Origin of the sequence: Vibrio sp. FF145 (genome assembly GCF_041439075.1) — a bacterium.
In the GTDB taxonomy this organism is placed as follows: domain Bacteria; phylum Pseudomonadota; class Gammaproteobacteria; order Enterobacterales; family Vibrionaceae; genus Vibrio; species Vibrio tasmaniensis_A.
Window position 1 is genome coordinate 48,640 of record NZ_JBGONH010000029.1, and the last position, 15,747, is coordinate 64,386.

Here is a 15,747-nt window from a genome sequence, read left to right on the forward strand (position 1 = left end):
ACGCATAAACAAAGCGATGCGTTGACATTACAAAGAAGAGAAGTAGACACAAAACGAAAGTGATCAGATATAAAAAAGAGGTACCTGAGCACCCCTATTTTGTTTACAAGTGGGTTTTAGCCACTTTAGCCGAAGCACTGTTTGGATACTCGGTTACAACTTGCTGGTAATATTTCTTAGCTTGCGTCGCGTTGTTGTTACGCGTAGCTATGTCACCAAGCTTAACCAGAGCATCAGAGCGCTTGTTAGAGTCTTTGTATGACACAACAGCGGCAAAGCTCTTCACAGCTTCCTTATCTTGCTTTTTAGCGAAATAAAGCTGACCTAACCAATAATGGGTGTTAGGCGTGAAGGTCGAGTCTGGGAAGTCTTTTTGAAACTTTTGGAATGCTGCAATCGCACCCGTGTAGTCTCGTTGCTTTAGAATCATATCTACAGCATTTTGATAAGCGGTTTGCTCATCAACATCAGTACTGAACGTACCAGAAGCATCCTTAGAGCCTTCGCTCGCTGCTACTGCTACCGTTGCTGTTCCTGCTGCTTTCACCTCGCCTCTCACACGATCCAGTTCAATGAACAATTCACGTTGGCGCTCGAGCATTTGTTTCATATCGTAGCTGTTTCGCTCCAACTCACCACGAAGTTCACTGATCTCCAGTGACATATCGTCGATTTGCTGCTGCATTTGAAGCTGAACGAGATTACGATTTTGAAGCAAGCGCTCTAAACGCTCAATATCTGATTCGTTAGATGCTGATCGAGAGGAAGATGATGAATTTGTTGCGGTGCTATTGAGATCGGATACTGGAGCTGGTGCAGCGAACGTAGTGTTCGCTGCACTTGCCAGTAACGAAAGCAAAATGACTCGCTTTGTGTTACTGAACATGAGGCAATTCCTCAATTATATAGCCTACTGAAATTAGTAAACTAGTACTGCACGACGGTTTTTAGCGTACACGTCTTCAGATTGACCTAGAAGAAGTGGCTTCTCTTCACCGTAGCTTACGATAGAGATTTGGTCTGCTTGAACACCTAGAGCTTGTAGGTATTTCGCTACAGCTTGTGCACGACGCTCACCAAGTGCGATGTTGTACTCAGGAGTACCGCGCTCATCAGCATGACCTTCAACAGTAACGTTCATATCAACGTTCTTAACTAGGTATGCTGCGTGAGCTGCAAGCATTTCTTCGTAGTCGCCAGCGATAGTAGAGTTATCGAATGCGAAGTAGATTGTTTGAGTTTCGCGTAGCGCTTGCTCTTTAAGCTCTTGCTCAGACAGTTGACCGTTAGCGTCAATTGGCGTTACAACAGTTGTATCTACGTTGCCTTCTGAACCTGAAGTTGTTTGGTTGCTTTCTGTGCCAGATGTTGCAGAAGTTGCTTCATCAGTTGAGCTACATGCCGTTACTGCCATCACTGGTAGTGCAATCATCAAGCCTTTAAGAACTTTGTTAAGTTGCATCTTTTTTTCCTTACGTTATCAAACTTAGTTTCTACAGCGACTAAGTGCTATAGATAGTTAAATGCCACAATAGTTAACACTATCAATAGCTAAAAGAATGTATCAAATCAACTAGAGAAACGGTGACCACGAAGGCGCTCTTACGCGTCCGTTCGTTGCCGGTAATCTAGCCTTAAAACGACCGTCGATAGAAACCATCGATAGTACGTTTGTTTTATTGTAAATAGAGCTATAGATAACCATACCTCCATTCGGTGCAATACTTGGAGATTCATCTAACAATGTTTTTGTTAGCACCTGAACCGCACCGGTTTCCAAATCTTGTTTAGCCAAGTTAAAACCCGAATTGCTACGATTAACCATAATCAGGAATCGTCCGTCAGGGGTGATCTGGCCACCTAAGTTTTGGCTACCTTGCCAAGTAATACGAGATGTCGAATTATTTGACAAATTTACATTATAAATCTGTGGTTTACCACCACGATCAGATGTGAAAATTAGAGACTTGCCATCTGGGTGCCAGAATGGTTCAGTATTGTTAGAACGACCGCGGGTAATTTGAGTCAGCTTACGGCTAGCAAGGTCGAGTGTGTACACCTGAAGACTGCCTGTTTTCGACAATACCAACGCCAATGTTTTACCATCTGGCGAGAATCTTGGCGCACCATTATGACGAGGGTATGACGTCACTTTCTCGCGCTCACCCGTGTAAATATTCATTATGAATATTTCAGCTTGGCCATTTTGGAAACTCACATACGCAAGCTTCTTACCGTCTGGCGACCATGCTGGTGACATAAGAGGTTGCTTAGAACGAAGCACCAAACGCTCGTTAAAGCCATCGTAGTCAGCAACACGAAGCTGGTACGGGTATTTGTCTTTGTCGTTCACAACTACGTAAGAAATACGCGTTAGAAACGCCCCTTTCTCACCCGTTAGCTCTTCATACACTAAATCAGAGATTCGGTGTGCGTACTCTCTCAAGCGTTTACCAGGCACTGTCGCTTTCTTGTTGAACAGCACATGATCTTTAGAAAGTACTAATTGGCCTTCATCGCTGAGTGCACGGCTTTGCCCTTTAGTCAGTTGACCACGGACAATGTCGATCAGTTGGTAGTTCACCACATACTGCCCTTCGGCATTTTTAGTGATGCTACCGGTTAGCAGTGAATCAACACCTAGGTTAGTCCAAGCATCAAAATTCACCTCGGTTTCGCTGTAAGGCGTTTGAGGCATTTTACTTGTCGCAACTGGGCTGAATTTACCACTGCGTTGCAAGTCAGAAGCGATAACCGCTGATACATCGTGCGGCAATGGTCCTGCGCCTTCCCAACGGAAAGGGACAATAGCGATAGGTCGTGCAGAGTTAATACCGTCTGTAATAACAATTTCTAATTTTGCAAAAGCAGAGCTAGAAAAAATACATGCCATAACAAACAGGCTCTTGAAAAAGTTACCTTTAAGCATAAGTTATCCATTTCTCATTATGGGATGAACCGAAAGTCAAAATCTCGGAATATTTGTTGTAATGATGAGTCTTGTGGAAAATCGAACTCTCTCGCTTTAACTGTAGCAGCCTGTGCTGCTGAGCAAAGCTGGCGATTTCCGCTAACTACCGAAACCCTTCTCACTACAGCTTTATTACCACCAGTTGGTGTCAATTGAATGTTAAGAACACACTCTTGACCACGGAAGGAGTCTTCCATCAAGAGGTTTCGTTGTACTGTTTGTTGATAAATTGATATATATCGAGCCTTTTCATCTTCTAAATGCTGGTTCAAAGCAGTGTTGTTATTGCTTTGTTCAGTCTCCAGTCCAGCAAAGATATCGTTCAATGCCGCTTCTTGCTGTTTACGCTCTTTCTCCGCTCTTGCTGCAGCTTCTTTCGCTTTACGGGCTTTTTCTGCTGCGGCTGCCGCTTCTTTTTCTTTCGCTATACGTTGTTTCTCAGCACGCTCAGCGGCTTCTTTTTCTTTACGAGCTTTTTCAGCGGCCTCTTTCGCGGCTTTTTCTTTCGCCACGCGTTCTTGTTCAGCTTTAGCAATGGCCGCTTCTTTTGCCTTGCGTTCTTTTTCTGCTTTCACAACCGCGGCTTCTTTCAACTTACGATCAGCTTCTGCTTTAGCGGCTTTCTTTTTCTCTTGTTTTAAGCGAGCCTCTTCAACTTTACGTTGCTTTTCATTTTCAACTCGACGCTTTTCCGCGTCGCGAGCCGCTTTGGCTTCTTTGGCTTGCTTTTCTTTCAGCTTTCGAATGTTCTCTTCTTCAGCTTTACGATTTTTTTCAAGTCGTTCGCTTTCACGTCTTAGTTTATCTAAACGCTCTTGCTCTTTTTTGCTCGCCGCTTCTCTTTGTTGACGAATCTGTTGAGCTTGCTGGCGAACCAACTGAGGATCAATCACCACGGCTTGAACCATCTGCCCTGTAGGCTTTGGTTCCGACATCGTGAAATCCGCCCCCCAAATAAGCGCAACGAATAAGATGACGTGCAGCCCAAGAGAGATAAGAAGCGGTGATCTAAAATTATTGGATTTCTTATTATTCGCTTTCATGAATGCTACGGAGCTATTCCCTTATATCCGTTAATAGGCCAACCTTTGGCACACCTGCACGGCTTAATTCATCAAGTAATAAAACCACTTCAGCGTAAGGCGTTGCGGCATCACCACCAACAGCCACTGGAGAGTTTGGCTTAAGAGACAGCTCAGCTTTCACTCGGACGATAATGTCTTCCATCGATAAACCACGCTGTACTTCTTCGTTGTTCACACTCAAACCAAGCTCACCGTCTTTGTTCACTTCAACGATAATAAAGCTCGCATTGTCGTCACCCAATAGATCTTGTGCAGACTGAGCCGTTGAAGCCTTAGGCAATTCAACATCTACGCCTTGAGTAACGAATGGCGAAGTCACCATAAAAATGATCAGCAAAACAAGCATAACGTCGATGTAAGGTACAACGTTAATCTCTGCTGTCATTTTGCGTTTTTTAGGTTGGTATCCGGCCATCTATTATTCCCTGCCAGCCATCGCTTGACGGTGAAGAATACTGTGAAACTCTTCAGAGAAAGTCGCGTAGTTGTGCTCTAGCTTGCCTACTCGGCTGCTGAAGCGGTTGTACGCCATTACTGCTGGAATCGCAGCGAATAGACCCATTGCTGTCGCGATCAGTGCTTCTGCAATACCAGGAGCAACCATTGCTAATGTCGCTTGCTTCACTTCACCTAATGCGATGAATGAGTGCATGATGCCCCAAACCGTACCAAATAGGCCGATGTATGGGCTGATAGAACCGACAGTCGCCAAAAAAGGTAAGTTAGTTTCCAGTTCATCAACTTCGCGGGCAACCGCAACACGCATTGCACGACCTGTGCCTTCCATTATGAAGTCTGGAGACGCTGCATTTGATTTTCGAAGGCGAGCAAACTCTGTGAAGCCGGCGTAGAAAATCTCTTCAGTACCAGAGAGTTCGTCTTTGCGCTTATTACTCTCCTGATACAATTTAGCGAGATCAACACCAGACCAGAACTTATCTTCAAACACGTCAGTTTGTTTAGTAGCTTGAGATAATACTTTGCTTCGTTTGATGATCATCGCCCAAGAAACAACAGACATGCCCATGAGAATTAGCATGACCATCTTAACTAGTAAGCTAGCTTCTAAAATTAGGCCTAAGATTGAGATTTCAGCAGTCACTATTCGTTAGCTCCGTGAGAATAAATGTTGGCATTGCTTTGGGTTTCATTTTTTGATTGTCGATACATGCTACCTTAACCATTGCTTTACACAATGCTTTGCCATCAGGATTTACGATCTCTTGACAGAAGACTAAGGTAGCTCGCTTCAACTCGTAAATATTTGTAATGACTTGTAAAGAATCATCAAGGCGCGCACCTTGAATAAAATCGATGTCCATATGTCGGACTACAAAACCGATATTTTGTTCTAACAAGACTTGCTGAGAGACGCCAATTGAGCGCAACATCTCAGTTCGAGCGCGTTCGAAAAACTTAAGATAGTTTGAATGGTATACAACACCACCTGCATCGGTGTCTTCGTAATACACTGTCACTGGCCACGTAAATGGCTTAGATAATCCCTGCAATTTGATACCACAATTCAAAACGATAAAGATCTCACTATAACCTAACTCCTTATCATTAATAGTATATCGCTGTGAATTTTTTGATTTAAGAGACGAAAAAAAAGGCCATCTGTATAAGATGACCTCTTTTTGGCTAAAAACCCAACAAGTATAAAGGTTCACGTCGTTATGAACCTAAATCCTTTGCCTTTTATAAAAGGCGCAGCACCGTTAGGTAGAGCAAAATTGTGAGTGAAACGTATGGGCTGAACAGTAGTTGCCACATCCAAGCTCTCGGCTTAAATCCGATACCGTAAACCATGCTTGAACATGCTGCCCAAATGAACATTGGCCCGATGATCGCGTTAAAGCCACCGATGCTTGTCGCATACGCTTCAGGTTCCCACATCACTAAACCTACATGCATGAACCCCAATACTAGAGATAAAGCTCTTAACAGAGTCTTATCCATTGGTTGATGCAGTTTAGCGATTTGCTCTGCGAGATTACTCACTGTCTTTATCCATCATTTCTGAATGCTCTAACCATAGAGCATTGATGATGCCGAATGCACATGCTAGAAGTACACCCAAAATCCATGCGAAATACCACATAAAATTTCTCCTAAGTTATTTAACTTCTAGCTTAGTAAGCTGAAACGTCGTTATCTTCGATGTGTTTCTTATCTAGACGACCGAACATTTTGTAGTATGTCCACGTTGTGTAGCCAAGAATCACAGGAACCATTACCGCCGCAACTCCAGTCATAAGACCAAGCGTTAGCTCACTTGCTGTTGAATCCCACATAGTCAAACTATGGTTAGGGTTCAGGCTTGATGGCATTACGAATGGGAACATTGCAAAACCAGCCGTTAGAATAACACCAGCGTTAGATAGGCTTGAGAACAAGAATGCGAAACCACCACGCTCAAAGCGAGATGCAATCACAGCAAGTAGTGGCATTACTACACCAAGAATCGGCGCAGCCCACATTGCTGGATACGTTTCGAAGTTTGTCATCCAAGCACCAACTTGAAGTGATACTTCTTTATTTAGTGGGTTTGAATCAGCAAACGTGTCTATCGTGCTTGTAATTACATAGCCTTCGATAGATTGAACCCAGAAACCACCGATAACGAACAGAGCAATAGCAATTAGGCCAGTGATCTGAGCAACGTTACGTGCGCGGCTGTGCAGTTCTTCTGTTGTCTTCATTTGAAGCCATGTTGCACCTTGCATCACGAACAACATCAGAGCCAACACGCCACATAGTAATGCAAACGGGTTTAGCAGAGCGAAAAACGTACCATGATACTTAGACATCATCAGGTAGTTCAGTTCGAATGGAACACCTTGCAGTAAGTTACCAAATGCTACACCAAAGATGATTGGCGGAACTGTGCCACTAAAGCAAAGTGCGTAGTCCCATGCCTTACGCCATTTTGGCTCTTCAATCTTTGAACGGTAATCAAGAGCAAGTGGACGTAGCCAAAGTGCTGCTAGCGTAACGTACATTGCAAAGTAGAAACCAGAAAACGACGTTGCGTAAACCAATGGCCATGCAGCGAACAATGCACCACCCGCCGTAATTAGCCATACTTGGTTGCCATCCCAGTGAGGGGCAATCGTGTTTAGCATAATACGACGTTCAGTGTCGCTCTTACCGATAACAGGAGACAGAGCAGCAACACCCATATCAAAGCCGTCAGTTACGGCGAAACCAACCAGTAGAACACCGATCAATACCCACCAAATAAGTCGTAAGCTTTCGTAATCAAACATAATATTCCCTCACTTATACTTCGACTGAACGGCTAACTTTGTCTTCAACAGAGTTATCGTTTTGTTCAAAGTGGTAACGGCCTGTCTTTAAGCTACTTGGACCTTTACGTGCGAATTTCAGCATTAGGTAAACTTCAGCAATTAAGAACACTGTGTACAGTGCAAGAATTGCAAATAGAGAAGTCCAAAGCTGTTCAATAGTCAGTGCTGATGCAGCAACGTTAACCGGCAGGATTTCACCCACCGCCCATGGTTGACGACCAAATTCAGCAACAAACCAACCTGCTTCAATCGCAATCCAAGGTAGTGGAATTGAGAATAGCGCCGCTTTAAGTACCCATGGTTTCTGTTCGATCTTCTGACGACACGTTTGAACAAACGCCGCACCGAATACAAACAGCATGATGAAGCCACAAGCAACCATCAGACGGAACGACCAGAATAGAGGCCAAACTGTTGGGATAGAATCATCCGCAGCCATTTGGATTTGGTCTTCTGTTGCATCAACAACATCGTCTGTGTAGCGCTTAAGAAGCAGACCGTAACCTAGGTCACCTTTTACTTCATCAAATGCCGCTTTGTTCTCTTCTGAACGGTCACCACCACGTAGCTTTTCAAGCAACTCATACGCATACATACCGGTACGAATACGATCAACGTGATCGTCGCGCAAGTCACGTAGTCCTGTTACTTCTGTATCAAAAGAACGTGTTGCAATAATACCCATAACGTAAGGGATCTTAATTGCGTAGTCTGTGTGCATGGTTTCTTGGTTTGGAACACCAAATACAGTGAACGCGGCCGGTGCTTCTTCAGTGTGCCATTCAGCTTCAATAGCTGCTAGCTTCACTTTTTGAACTTCACCAAGCTCGTAACCAGATTCATCACCTAGCACGATTACTGACAAGATTGCCGCCATACCGAAAGATGCTGCAATCGCAAAAGAGCGACGAGCAAAGGCAAGGTCACGACCTTTAAGAATGTAGTATGAGCTGATACCAAGGATGAACATTGCACCCGTTGTGTAACCAGACGCTACTGTGTGTACGAATTTAACCTGTGCTACTGGGTTTAGTACAACTTCAGCGAAGCTCACCATTTCCATACGCATAGTTTCAAAGTTAAATTCTGCACCCACTGGGTTTTGCATCCAGCCGTTAGCTACCAAGATCCAAAGCGCTGAGAAGTTAGAGCCAAGAGCTACTAACCACGTTACCGCTAAGTGCTGACGCTTCGACAATCTGTCCCAACCGAAGAAGAAAAGACCAACAAAAGTAGACTCTAGGAAGAATGCAACAAGCGCTTCGATAGCCAGCGGAGCACCAAAGATGTCGCCAACATAGTGAGAATAGTAAGACCAGTTAGTACCGAACTGGAACTCCATGGTTAAGCCTGTCGCTACACCAAGAGCAAAGTTAATACCAAACAATTTACCCCAGAACTTAGTCATGTCCTTGTAAATTTGCTTGCCAGTCATTACATAAACTGACTCCATAATGGCAAGTAGAAATGCCATACCTAAAGTCAGTGGAACAAATAGGAAGTGATACATCGCTGTAAATGCAAATTGCAATCGCGACAGATCAACAACATCAATCATGGTAACTCCTTTGTGTCGGCTGAATGACACTTGTGTGATTATTCACCGCAAAAATCCGTGTTAAAACAATTCGTGAGATTGTTATTACAAATTGAAATTTGTAGTAAAAACGTACCGTTATAGTTAGATTATTGTTAAGCATGAGCTAATATAGCTGACGCTAATATTACTGGTAAAATCAGTATGTTTCAAAAGGTTTATAGGAGAACCTTGCGTTGATTTGTATCAATTTTATTCAAGCAAATTAGAGTTATTTTTGAACAGTTATGATTAAAATCACACCAATTATGTCTCTATTAATAGCAGCATATGATATCTGTGACAAAAGCTCAGCACTGCATCAACATATGAATTACAACTACCCATAAAGTATTAACAAAAAAACATAACAGCTTATGTCACTTTTTGTTACTCAATTCAAACGCGAAATCAAAGTTTTCATTTTTGAGGGGGCTATTCAGCTTTTTTTATCGACTCGCTCAAAGAGTTGTTATTCAATAGAAAGCAAAAAATCCCAGCGCTTATGCAACTGGGATCTTTAAAAATGAATAAATTAACGATTAGATGGTTTATCGATGCCGAAGTGTAAATACGCTCTGTCGGTCGCGATTCGACCTCTTGGCGTTCTTTGTAGATAACCTTGTTGAATCAAGTAAGGTTCTAACACATCTTCAATGGTATCTCTTTCTTCACCAATCGCCGCAGCCATGTTGTCTATACCAACCGGCCCACCACCAAACTTCTCCATAATCGCAAGCAAAAGCTTCCTATCCATGTAGTCGAAACCTTTAGCATCGACATCCAACATGTTTAGCGCTTTATCAGCAACCTCTGGGCAAATATGTCCATCGCCTTTCACTTCCGCATAGTCACGAACACGGCGCAGTAAACGGTTAGCAATACGTGGCGTACCACGAGCTCGACGAGCAACTTCTAACGCCCCTTGCGATTCCATAGAAAGACCAAGACAATCAGCACTTCGTTGAACGATGTTTTGTAAATCTTCAACTTTATAGTACTCAAGACGCTGAGTAATACCGAAACGGTCACGCAACGGCGATGTCAGTGAACCAGCACGAGTGGTTGCGCCAATCAAAGTGAAAGGAGGAAGGTCGATCTTGATAGAACGTGCCGCTGGGCCTTCACCAATCATGATATCTAATTGGTAATCTTCCATTGCCGGATACAGAACCTCTTCAACCACAGGACTAAGGCGGTGGATCTCATCAATGAATAGAACATCATTTTCTTCAAGGTTGGTCAGCAATGCCGCCAAGTCACCTGCTTTTTCCAATACAGGTCCTGAAGTGGTACGAATGTTCACATCCATTTCATTAGCAACAATGTTTGCCAATGTAGTTTTGCCCAAGCCTGGAGGACCAAATATCAACAGATGATCGAGCGCCTCATTACGCATTTGTGCTGCTTTGATGAAAATTTCCATCTGACCACGGACGTGATCCTGACCTTGATAGTCAGCCAGTGCTTTAGGGCGTATTGCACGATCAATGACATCTTCATCTTTGAATACTGGGTTGTCCGGTGCAATAAGGCGATCGGCTTCAATCATAAATTCTGCTATTCCTAACTATGCTCTTGTTGACTCTGCGCTTCTTGATTCTGTGTAAAGGCAAAGTGAATGAGTCTATTTTGTAGAACAAGTATATGAGGTATTAAACCATCGACTTTAGTGCTTCGCGAATCAATTGTTCACTTGTCATGCCATCTTTAGCCACTTGAGCAACAACTTTAGAGGCTTGAGTTGGTTTATAGCCTAATGCAAGTAGCGCACTTACCGCTTCTTCTTCCGCGTCGTGCACCGTTGGCATAGAGTCCATTGGCGCTGCATCTGTTGCAGGTGTAAACAGATCACCTGCGCCCCACCCTTTCAGGCGGTCTTTCATTTCAACAACAAGGCGTTCTGCCGTTTTCTTACCAACACCCGGCAGTTTAACCAGCGTAGAGATATCTTCTCGTTCAACGCTCTGAACGAATTGGCTAGCGGTCATGCCTGAAAGAATCCCAAGACCAAGTTTAGGGCCGACACCATTAGCTTTAATCACTTCACGGAACAAGGCACGCTCTTTAACCGTGTTAAAACCATAAAGTAGCTGAGCATCTTCACGTACCACAAAATGAGTGTAGATAATTGCCTCTTCGCCTACGTTTGGTAACTCATAAAAACAGCTCATTGGCATTTGAACTTCATAACCAACACCACTGACTTCAATCAATAACTCTGGTGGCTGTTTTTCTATTAATGTACCGCGGAGACGTCCGATCACAATTCACTCTCTTGATGGAATTTAATTTGAGGGACAGAATATAAAAGAACTGGATACTTATCCAGTTCTTTGTGTTTTTTGAAGTGAATAATTTAGGCTTGTTTGGCTTGCGAGACCACGCTGTTCAAGCTCGCGACCAATTCTTTAACCGAAGTCACATGACCTGTTAGCTCAGAACCATAATTAGCGACTAAGCCTGACACCGATTTAGTTTCTGCAACACTCTGCGCCACCTCTGAACTCGCGAGAGCGAGCTCTTTTAACGAATTCATCTGCATTGCCATAATATTGGTGAGCTGATTAACATCTGTTGACATGGTTTGCACCTCGGAGATAATCCCGTTCATTTCATTGGCCGTGGTTTCAATGATTGCTCTACCATGCTCCACTTCCTCTTTATTTCGGTCTAACAAAGTTCGAATCTCTATCGCGGAATGACTGCTTTTCGCCGATAATTCTCGCACTTGATCAGCGACGACAGCAAACCCTCGTCCTTGCTCACCAGCACGAGCCGCTTCGATTGCCGCGTTGAGTGCTAATAGATTGGTTTGCTCAGCAACCGAAGTGATTAAATCAGCGACTTTCATTATCTCTTGATTACTTTGAATGATCTGACTGATTGCACTGGTTGACGCTTCTAGCGACTCTGAGCTCTTTTGCGCTTTTGTGCCAACCGCTTCGCTACGGTCTTTCAGTTCACCCACAAATGAATTGGATTCTTCGATGCCTTGAGTCATTTGATGGAGTTGTTGGCTCATCTCTTCTGCAGCGCTCGCTTGAGATTCACAATTGACATTCAACACTTCGACTTGAGCATGCAAGTCTTGTGACTGCTGATCTAAATGAACCGAAACACCTTGTAGGCTCTCTGAATTCGAATTGGCTTGGTCGAGCACGATAGAGAGCCGACCTTCACTTTGCGTCGCTTGGTTGGCAACGTGTTGGCTTTCTGAAATCGCATCCTCTGCCATTTCGATCGCCACCTCTTTTTGCTTAGCGGTAAAGGCTTGGGCAATGCAGATCACCACCAGCGGCATAATCACACCAGACCAAGTTTCTACCACTACCGCATCGGGGGTTAGCTCAAGTAGAGGAAATGCAAATCCATTGAGATGTGCTGAGGTCATCACTAATGAAACGCCGATAACCAGTCCACTCCACACCAAAGCCACAATTCGTGTTCCTGACAAGAAAAAAGCGACCACTAACAAAGGCACCCAATAAGCTTGAGTGGAAGCCACAACCCCACCACTTTGATAAATGATGTTCAACGCGTGTACCGCCATGCCGACAAAACCAAAGTTAAGTGCAAGGCTCGGCTTACTCGTCACACGAAGTAGCAGTGCAGAGATCAGTTCGAATACGATAAGAAATACAGATGTGGCGATCAGAAGTTGCTCTTCGTGCTTAGTCCACTTGATTAAGCTATAGACACCCACGAAGAATGCGATAAAAGTGAAGAGTAATAAGATATCGGCTTGTCTGACTTCGTTGTTACTCCAGCCATTGCTTTTAGGTAGAAACAGCGCGCGCCACAGCTTGATTGGGTTCATCAGTGATCATCCTTGATTAACTTATAAGACCTCCGACCAATGTTAATAACATGTTAAATGATACGCAATGTTATTATCTGGGTTCTGTTCGAAAGATCTCATTTCATCAAGGATTTAGGTGCGTATTGTTTTGATATGAGCCAAACGGGGCGTAAGGCTCATCGAAAGAAAACTTCTAGAAAGCGATAGGGGGATTAACGGTAGCGTCCTTTTCTCGCACCTGTCGCTTTACCTGCCAGTGCAACCAAGGTTTTATTGGTGTTAGCGTGAGTGATCGCTACGCCGAGAGCATCGGCAGCATCAGCCTGGGGTTTGGCAGGTAGCTTGAGCATGCTCATCACCATGTTCTGAACCATCGACTTATCAGCGCCACCATTACCTGTCACCGCTTGTTTGATCAAACGAGCCGCATATTCATGAACAGGTAAATCTGCATTCACCGCTGCCACAATCGCGCTACCTCGAGCTTGTCCAAGCTTAAGTGCAGAGTCAGCGTTCTTCGACATGAAAACCTGCTCGATCGCAAACACATCCGGTTGGAACTGAGTGATGATTTCGCTCACGCCAGCGTAAATCTGTTTTAGTCGACCTGGCAGTTCTTTTTCGGAAGTACGAATACAACCACTACCTAAGTAATATAGATGGCGACCATTTTGACGAATCACGCCATAGCCGGTAATGCGAGAGCCAGGGTCAATCCCTAAGATAATAGACATAACTTCAATACTGATTATTTATACATGCTTTTCAGCTTAGTATATCGAACGCAAAAAAAAATGCCCGTCAAATTAACGGGCATTTTCTAATTTACTCACAAATCTTGACTAATTAATTAAGAGCTCTCTATCAACTAGGATCTCTTCATCAACGAGAAAGATAACTGGCTTACGCTTGCTCTTTCTTCTCTGCCAATTTAACAGCGATTGCTAGCTCTTCCAGTGATGCTGGGTTTGCTAGGCTTGGCGCGTCTGTTAGTAGACATGCTGCAGCTGTTGTTTTCGGGAATGCGATAACATCACGGATGTTCTCTGTACCACAAAGAAGCATAGCTAGACGGTCAAGACCGAATGCTAGACCTGCGTGTGGTGGCGTACCGTACTTAAGTGCTTCAAGTAGGAAGCCGAACTTCTCTTGTTGCTCTTTAGCTTCAATACCTAAGATACCGAATACAGCCGTTTGCATTTCTGCGCTATGAATACGTACCGAACCACCGCCTACTTCGTAGCCGTTGATTACCATGTCGTATGCATCAGAGTTTGCTGCTGCTGGGTTCGCTTTTAGCTCTTCCGCGTTCACACCTAGTGGCGATGTGAATGGGTGGTGCATTGCGTGTAGGTTACCTTCGCCGTCTTCTTCGAACATTGGGAAGTCAACAACCCACAGTGGAGCCCATGCAGATGTGTCTGTTAGCTCTAGATCAGTACCTAGTTTAAGACGAAGTGCGCCCATTGCTTCAGCAACGATGCCCGCTTTGTCTGCGCCAAACAGAATGATATCGCCAGATTCAGCTTGAGTGCGTTCTAGAATACCGTTGATTACGTCTTCGCTTAGGAATTTAGCAACTGGAGATTGAATACCTTCCATGCCTGCAGCACGGTCGTTAACCTTCATCCAAGCTAGGCCTTTCGCGCCGTAGATGTTTACGTGTTCAGCGTAACCGTCAATTTGCTTACGAGTTAGCTTAGCACCACCTGGAACACGGATAACCGCTACGCGACCTTTTTCGTCGTTAGCTGGGCCAGAGAATACTTTGAACTCAACGTCTTTAACCAAATCAGCAACGTCCACTAGCTCTAGTGGGTTACGTAGATCTGGCTTATCAGAACCGAAACGACGAATCGCTTCAGAGAAAGGCATTACTGGGAATTGACCTAGTTCAACATCTAGAAGTTCTTTCCACATATCGTGAACAAGCTTCTCAGTCACGTTACGCACTTCTTGAGAAGTCATGAAAGATGTTTCGATATCGATTTGAGTAAATTCAGGCTGACGGTCAGCACGTAAATCTTCATCACGGAAACATTTAACGATTTGGTAGTAACGGTCAAAACCTGACATCATCAGCAGTTGCTTGAACAGCTGAGGAGATTGAGGAAGTGCGTAGAAGCTACCTTTGTGAACACGGCTTGGTACTAGGTAGTCACGAGCGCCTTCAGGTGTCGCTTTCGTTAGTACTGGCGTTTCGATGTCTAGGAATAGGTTCTCGTCTAAGAAACGACGAACGAAGCTAGAAGCACGCGCACGAAGCTTGATACGGTCGCTCATTTCTGGACGACGAAGATCGATGTAACGGTACTTAAGACGCTGCTCTTCAGAGTTCGTTTGGTTGAAGTCTAGTGGAAGCGCTTCTGAACGGTTGATGATCTCAAGGCCAGTTGCGTAAAGCTCAACTTCACCCGTCGCCATATCTTTATTTACTTGGCTGTTCGGACGAACGCGTACTTCACCAGTAAACTTGATACAGAATTCATTACGCAGTTGGTTAGCGATCGGAAAGATATCTTTCATATCTGGATCGACAACAACCTGAACGACGCCTTCACGATCTCGCATATCGATAAAGATAAGACCGCCTAAATCACGGCGACGGTTTACCCAGCCGCACAATTCTACAGTTTGTCCCGCCAGGGACTTGTTCAGGTTACCACAGTAATGGGTACGCATAATGAATTTCCCAATCTCTTAATTATTTACTAATTTCCAAGCTGTCAGTGGTCATTCCACACAACAGAGCAAAGGAACATTTATACGCGGAAACTCGCTTAAAATCGACCTTCCACATTCGAATTTATTGTGTTTTATCTGGCTTTGCTGCTTTTTAGCCCATCAAGTGCGCAAAGATTCATCAAAACCGAAAGAATTGCGATAATTATATCTCGAAAGTACCTTAATCAGCAAAACTCTCGTAAAGTAGATTTTAGGGCGCGTTGACCTTTCGTGGTTAAATTTTGTTCGAGATAAAAGCGTTTTAATCGCGGCGA

Annotated in this window: 16 protein-coding genes; all 16 read right to left on the bottom strand. The window is 44.1% G+C overall.

Annotated features, from left to right (window positions below; genetic code table 11):
• Nucleotides 1-103: 103 nt before the first annotated feature.
• Nucleotides 104-886 carry a tol-pal system protein YbgF gene (gene ybgF / locus ACED42_RS12475; RefSeq protein ID WP_009846383.1) on the bottom strand — a complete coding sequence of 261 codons (783 nt, stop codon included), beginning with the start codon at nucleotides 884-886 and terminating at the stop codon, nucleotides 104-106.
• Between the two features lie 33 nt (nucleotides 887-919).
• Nucleotides 920-1,462: a peptidoglycan-associated lipoprotein Pal gene (gene pal, locus ACED42_RS12480; protein ID WP_009846381.1), complete on the bottom strand. Its 543-nt coding sequence runs from the start codon at nucleotides 1,460-1,462 to the stop codon at nucleotides 920-922.
• Nucleotides 1,463-1,573: 111 nt separating this feature from the next.
• Nucleotides 1,574-2,929 carry a Tol-Pal system beta propeller repeat protein TolB gene (gene tolB, locus ACED42_RS12485; protein WP_371694393.1) on the bottom strand — a complete coding sequence of 452 codons (1,356 nt, stop codon included), beginning with the start codon at nucleotides 2,927-2,929 and terminating at the stop codon, nucleotides 1,574-1,576.
• Nucleotides 2,930-2,946: 17 nt separating this feature from the next.
• Nucleotides 2,947-4,014 carry a cell envelope integrity protein TolA gene (tolA, locus tag ACED42_RS12490; RefSeq protein WP_371702752.1) on the bottom strand — a complete coding sequence of 356 codons (1,068 nt, stop codon included), beginning with the start codon at nucleotides 4,012-4,014 and terminating at the stop codon, nucleotides 2,947-2,949.
• A 13-nt stretch (nucleotides 4,015-4,027) separates the two neighbouring features.
• Complete coding sequence (gene tolR / locus ACED42_RS12495) at nucleotides 4,028-4,471, bottom strand: protein TolR (RefSeq protein WP_004736481.1); 444 nt, start codon at nucleotides 4,469-4,471, stop codon at nucleotides 4,028-4,030.
• Nucleotides 4,472-4,474: 3 nt separating this feature from the next.
• On the bottom strand, nucleotides 4,475-5,158 hold the full coding sequence (gene tolQ, locus ACED42_RS12500) for a protein TolQ (protein ID WP_009846377.1): 684 nt from the start codon (nucleotides 5,156-5,158) through the stop codon (nucleotides 4,475-4,477).
• Nucleotides 5,148-5,585, bottom strand: a complete 438-nt coding sequence (ybgC, locus tag ACED42_RS12505) for a tol-pal system-associated acyl-CoA thioesterase (protein WP_017104273.1) — start codon at nucleotides 5,583-5,585, stop codon at nucleotides 5,148-5,150. The genes tolQ and ybgC overlap by 11 nt, the downstream gene beginning before the upstream one ends.
• 172 nt (nucleotides 5,586-5,757) lie before the next feature.
• Complete coding sequence (ybgE, locus tag ACED42_RS12510; protein WP_009846375.1) at nucleotides 5,758-6,060, bottom strand: cyd operon protein YbgE; 303 nt, start codon at nucleotides 6,058-6,060, stop codon at nucleotides 5,758-5,760.
• Nucleotides 6,053-6,160, bottom strand: a complete 108-nt coding sequence (gene cydX / locus ACED42_RS12515; protein ID WP_000270284.1) for a cytochrome bd-I oxidase subunit CydX — start codon at nucleotides 6,158-6,160, stop codon at nucleotides 6,053-6,055. The genes ybgE and cydX overlap by 8 nt, the downstream gene beginning before the upstream one ends.
• Nucleotides 6,161-6,191: 31 nt before the next feature.
• On the bottom strand, nucleotides 6,192-7,328 hold the full coding sequence (gene cydB, locus ACED42_RS12520; protein WP_009846374.1) for a cytochrome d ubiquinol oxidase subunit II: 1,137 nt from the start codon (nucleotides 7,326-7,328) through the stop codon (nucleotides 6,192-6,194).
• A gap of 13 nt (nucleotides 7,329-7,341) precedes the next feature.
• Entirely contained in the window at nucleotides 7,342-8,928 is a 1,587-nt protein-coding gene (gene cydA, locus ACED42_RS12525) for a cytochrome ubiquinol oxidase subunit I (RefSeq protein WP_009846373.1), read from the bottom strand.
• A gap of 553 nt (nucleotides 8,929-9,481) precedes the next feature.
• Nucleotides 9,482-10,498 (bottom strand): Holliday junction branch migration DNA helicase RuvB, encoded by a 1,017-nt coding sequence (gene ruvB, locus ACED42_RS12530; RefSeq protein WP_009846372.1) that lies wholly within the window; start codon nucleotides 10,496-10,498, stop codon nucleotides 9,482-9,484.
• A 103-nt stretch (nucleotides 10,499-10,601) separates the two neighbouring features.
• The gene (gene ruvA / locus ACED42_RS12535) at nucleotides 10,602-11,213 is read right to left on the bottom strand and encodes a Holliday junction branch migration protein RuvA (RefSeq protein WP_017076435.1); all 612 of its coding nucleotides are present in this window, start codon (nucleotides 11,211-11,213) and stop codon (nucleotides 10,602-10,604) included.
• 92 nt (nucleotides 11,214-11,305) lie between these two features.
• Nucleotides 11,306-12,766: a methyl-accepting chemotaxis protein gene (locus tag ACED42_RS12540; RefSeq protein WP_371702755.1), complete on the bottom strand. Its 1,461-nt coding sequence runs from the start codon at nucleotides 12,764-12,766 to the stop codon at nucleotides 11,306-11,308.
• A gap of 194 nt (nucleotides 12,767-12,960) precedes the next feature.
• Nucleotides 12,961-13,482, bottom strand: coding sequence for a crossover junction endodeoxyribonuclease RuvC (gene ruvC / locus ACED42_RS12545; RefSeq protein ID WP_009846369.1), 522 nt, complete (start codon nucleotides 13,480-13,482; stop codon nucleotides 12,961-12,963).
• 169 nt (nucleotides 13,483-13,651) lie between these two features.
• A complete protein-coding gene (aspS, locus tag ACED42_RS12550; protein ID WP_371702757.1) occupies nucleotides 13,652-15,430 on the bottom strand; it encodes an aspartate--tRNA ligase in 1,779 nt (592 codons plus the stop codon).
• Nucleotides 15,431-15,747: the final 317 nt, after the last annotated feature.

What these genes read in the sequence shown, in the direction of transcription:
- ybgF (WP_009846383.1), bottom strand. Translation starts at nt 886, where the DNA reads ATGTTCAGTAACACAAAGCGAGTCATTTTGCTTTCGTTACTGGCAAGT.
- pal (WP_009846381.1), bottom strand. Translation starts at nt 1,462, where the DNA reads ATGCAACTTAACAAAGTTCTTAAAGGCTTGATGATTGCACTACCAGTG.
- tolB (WP_371694393.1), bottom strand. Translation starts at nt 2,929, where the DNA reads ATGCTTAAAGGTAACTTTTTCAAGAGCCTGTTTGTTATGGCATGTATT.
- tolA (WP_371702752.1), bottom strand. Translation starts at nt 4,014, where the DNA reads ATGAAAGCGAATAATAAGAAATCCAATAATTTTAGATCACCGCTTCTT.
- tolR (WP_004736481.1), bottom strand. Translation starts at nt 4,471, where the DNA reads ATGGCCGGATACCAACCTAAAAAACGCAAAATGACAGCAGAGATTAAC.
- cydX (WP_000270284.1), bottom strand. Translation starts at nt 6,160, where the DNA reads ATGTGGTATTTCGCATGGATTTTGGGTGTACTTCTAGCATGTGCATTC.
- cydB (WP_009846374.1), bottom strand. Translation starts at nt 7,328, where the DNA reads ATGTTTGATTACGAAAGCTTACGACTTATTTGGTGGGTATTGATCGGT.
- cydA (WP_009846373.1), bottom strand. Translation starts at nt 8,928, where the DNA reads ATGATTGATGTTGTTGATCTGTCGCGATTGCAATTTGCATTTACAGCG.
- ruvB (WP_009846372.1), bottom strand. Translation starts at nt 10,498, where the DNA reads ATGATTGAAGCCGATCGCCTTATTGCACCGGACAACCCAGTATTCAAA.
- ACED42_RS12540 (WP_371702755.1), bottom strand. Translation starts at nt 12,766, where the DNA reads ATGAACCCAATCAAGCTGTGGCGCGCGCTGTTTCTACCTAAAAGCAAT.
- ruvC (WP_009846369.1), bottom strand. Translation starts at nt 13,482, where the DNA reads ATGTCTATTATCTTAGGGATTGACCCTGGCTCTCGCATTACCGGCTAT.
- aspS (WP_371702757.1), bottom strand. Translation starts at nt 15,430, where the DNA reads ATGCGTACCCATTACTGTGGTAACCTGAACAAGTCCCTGGCGGGACAA.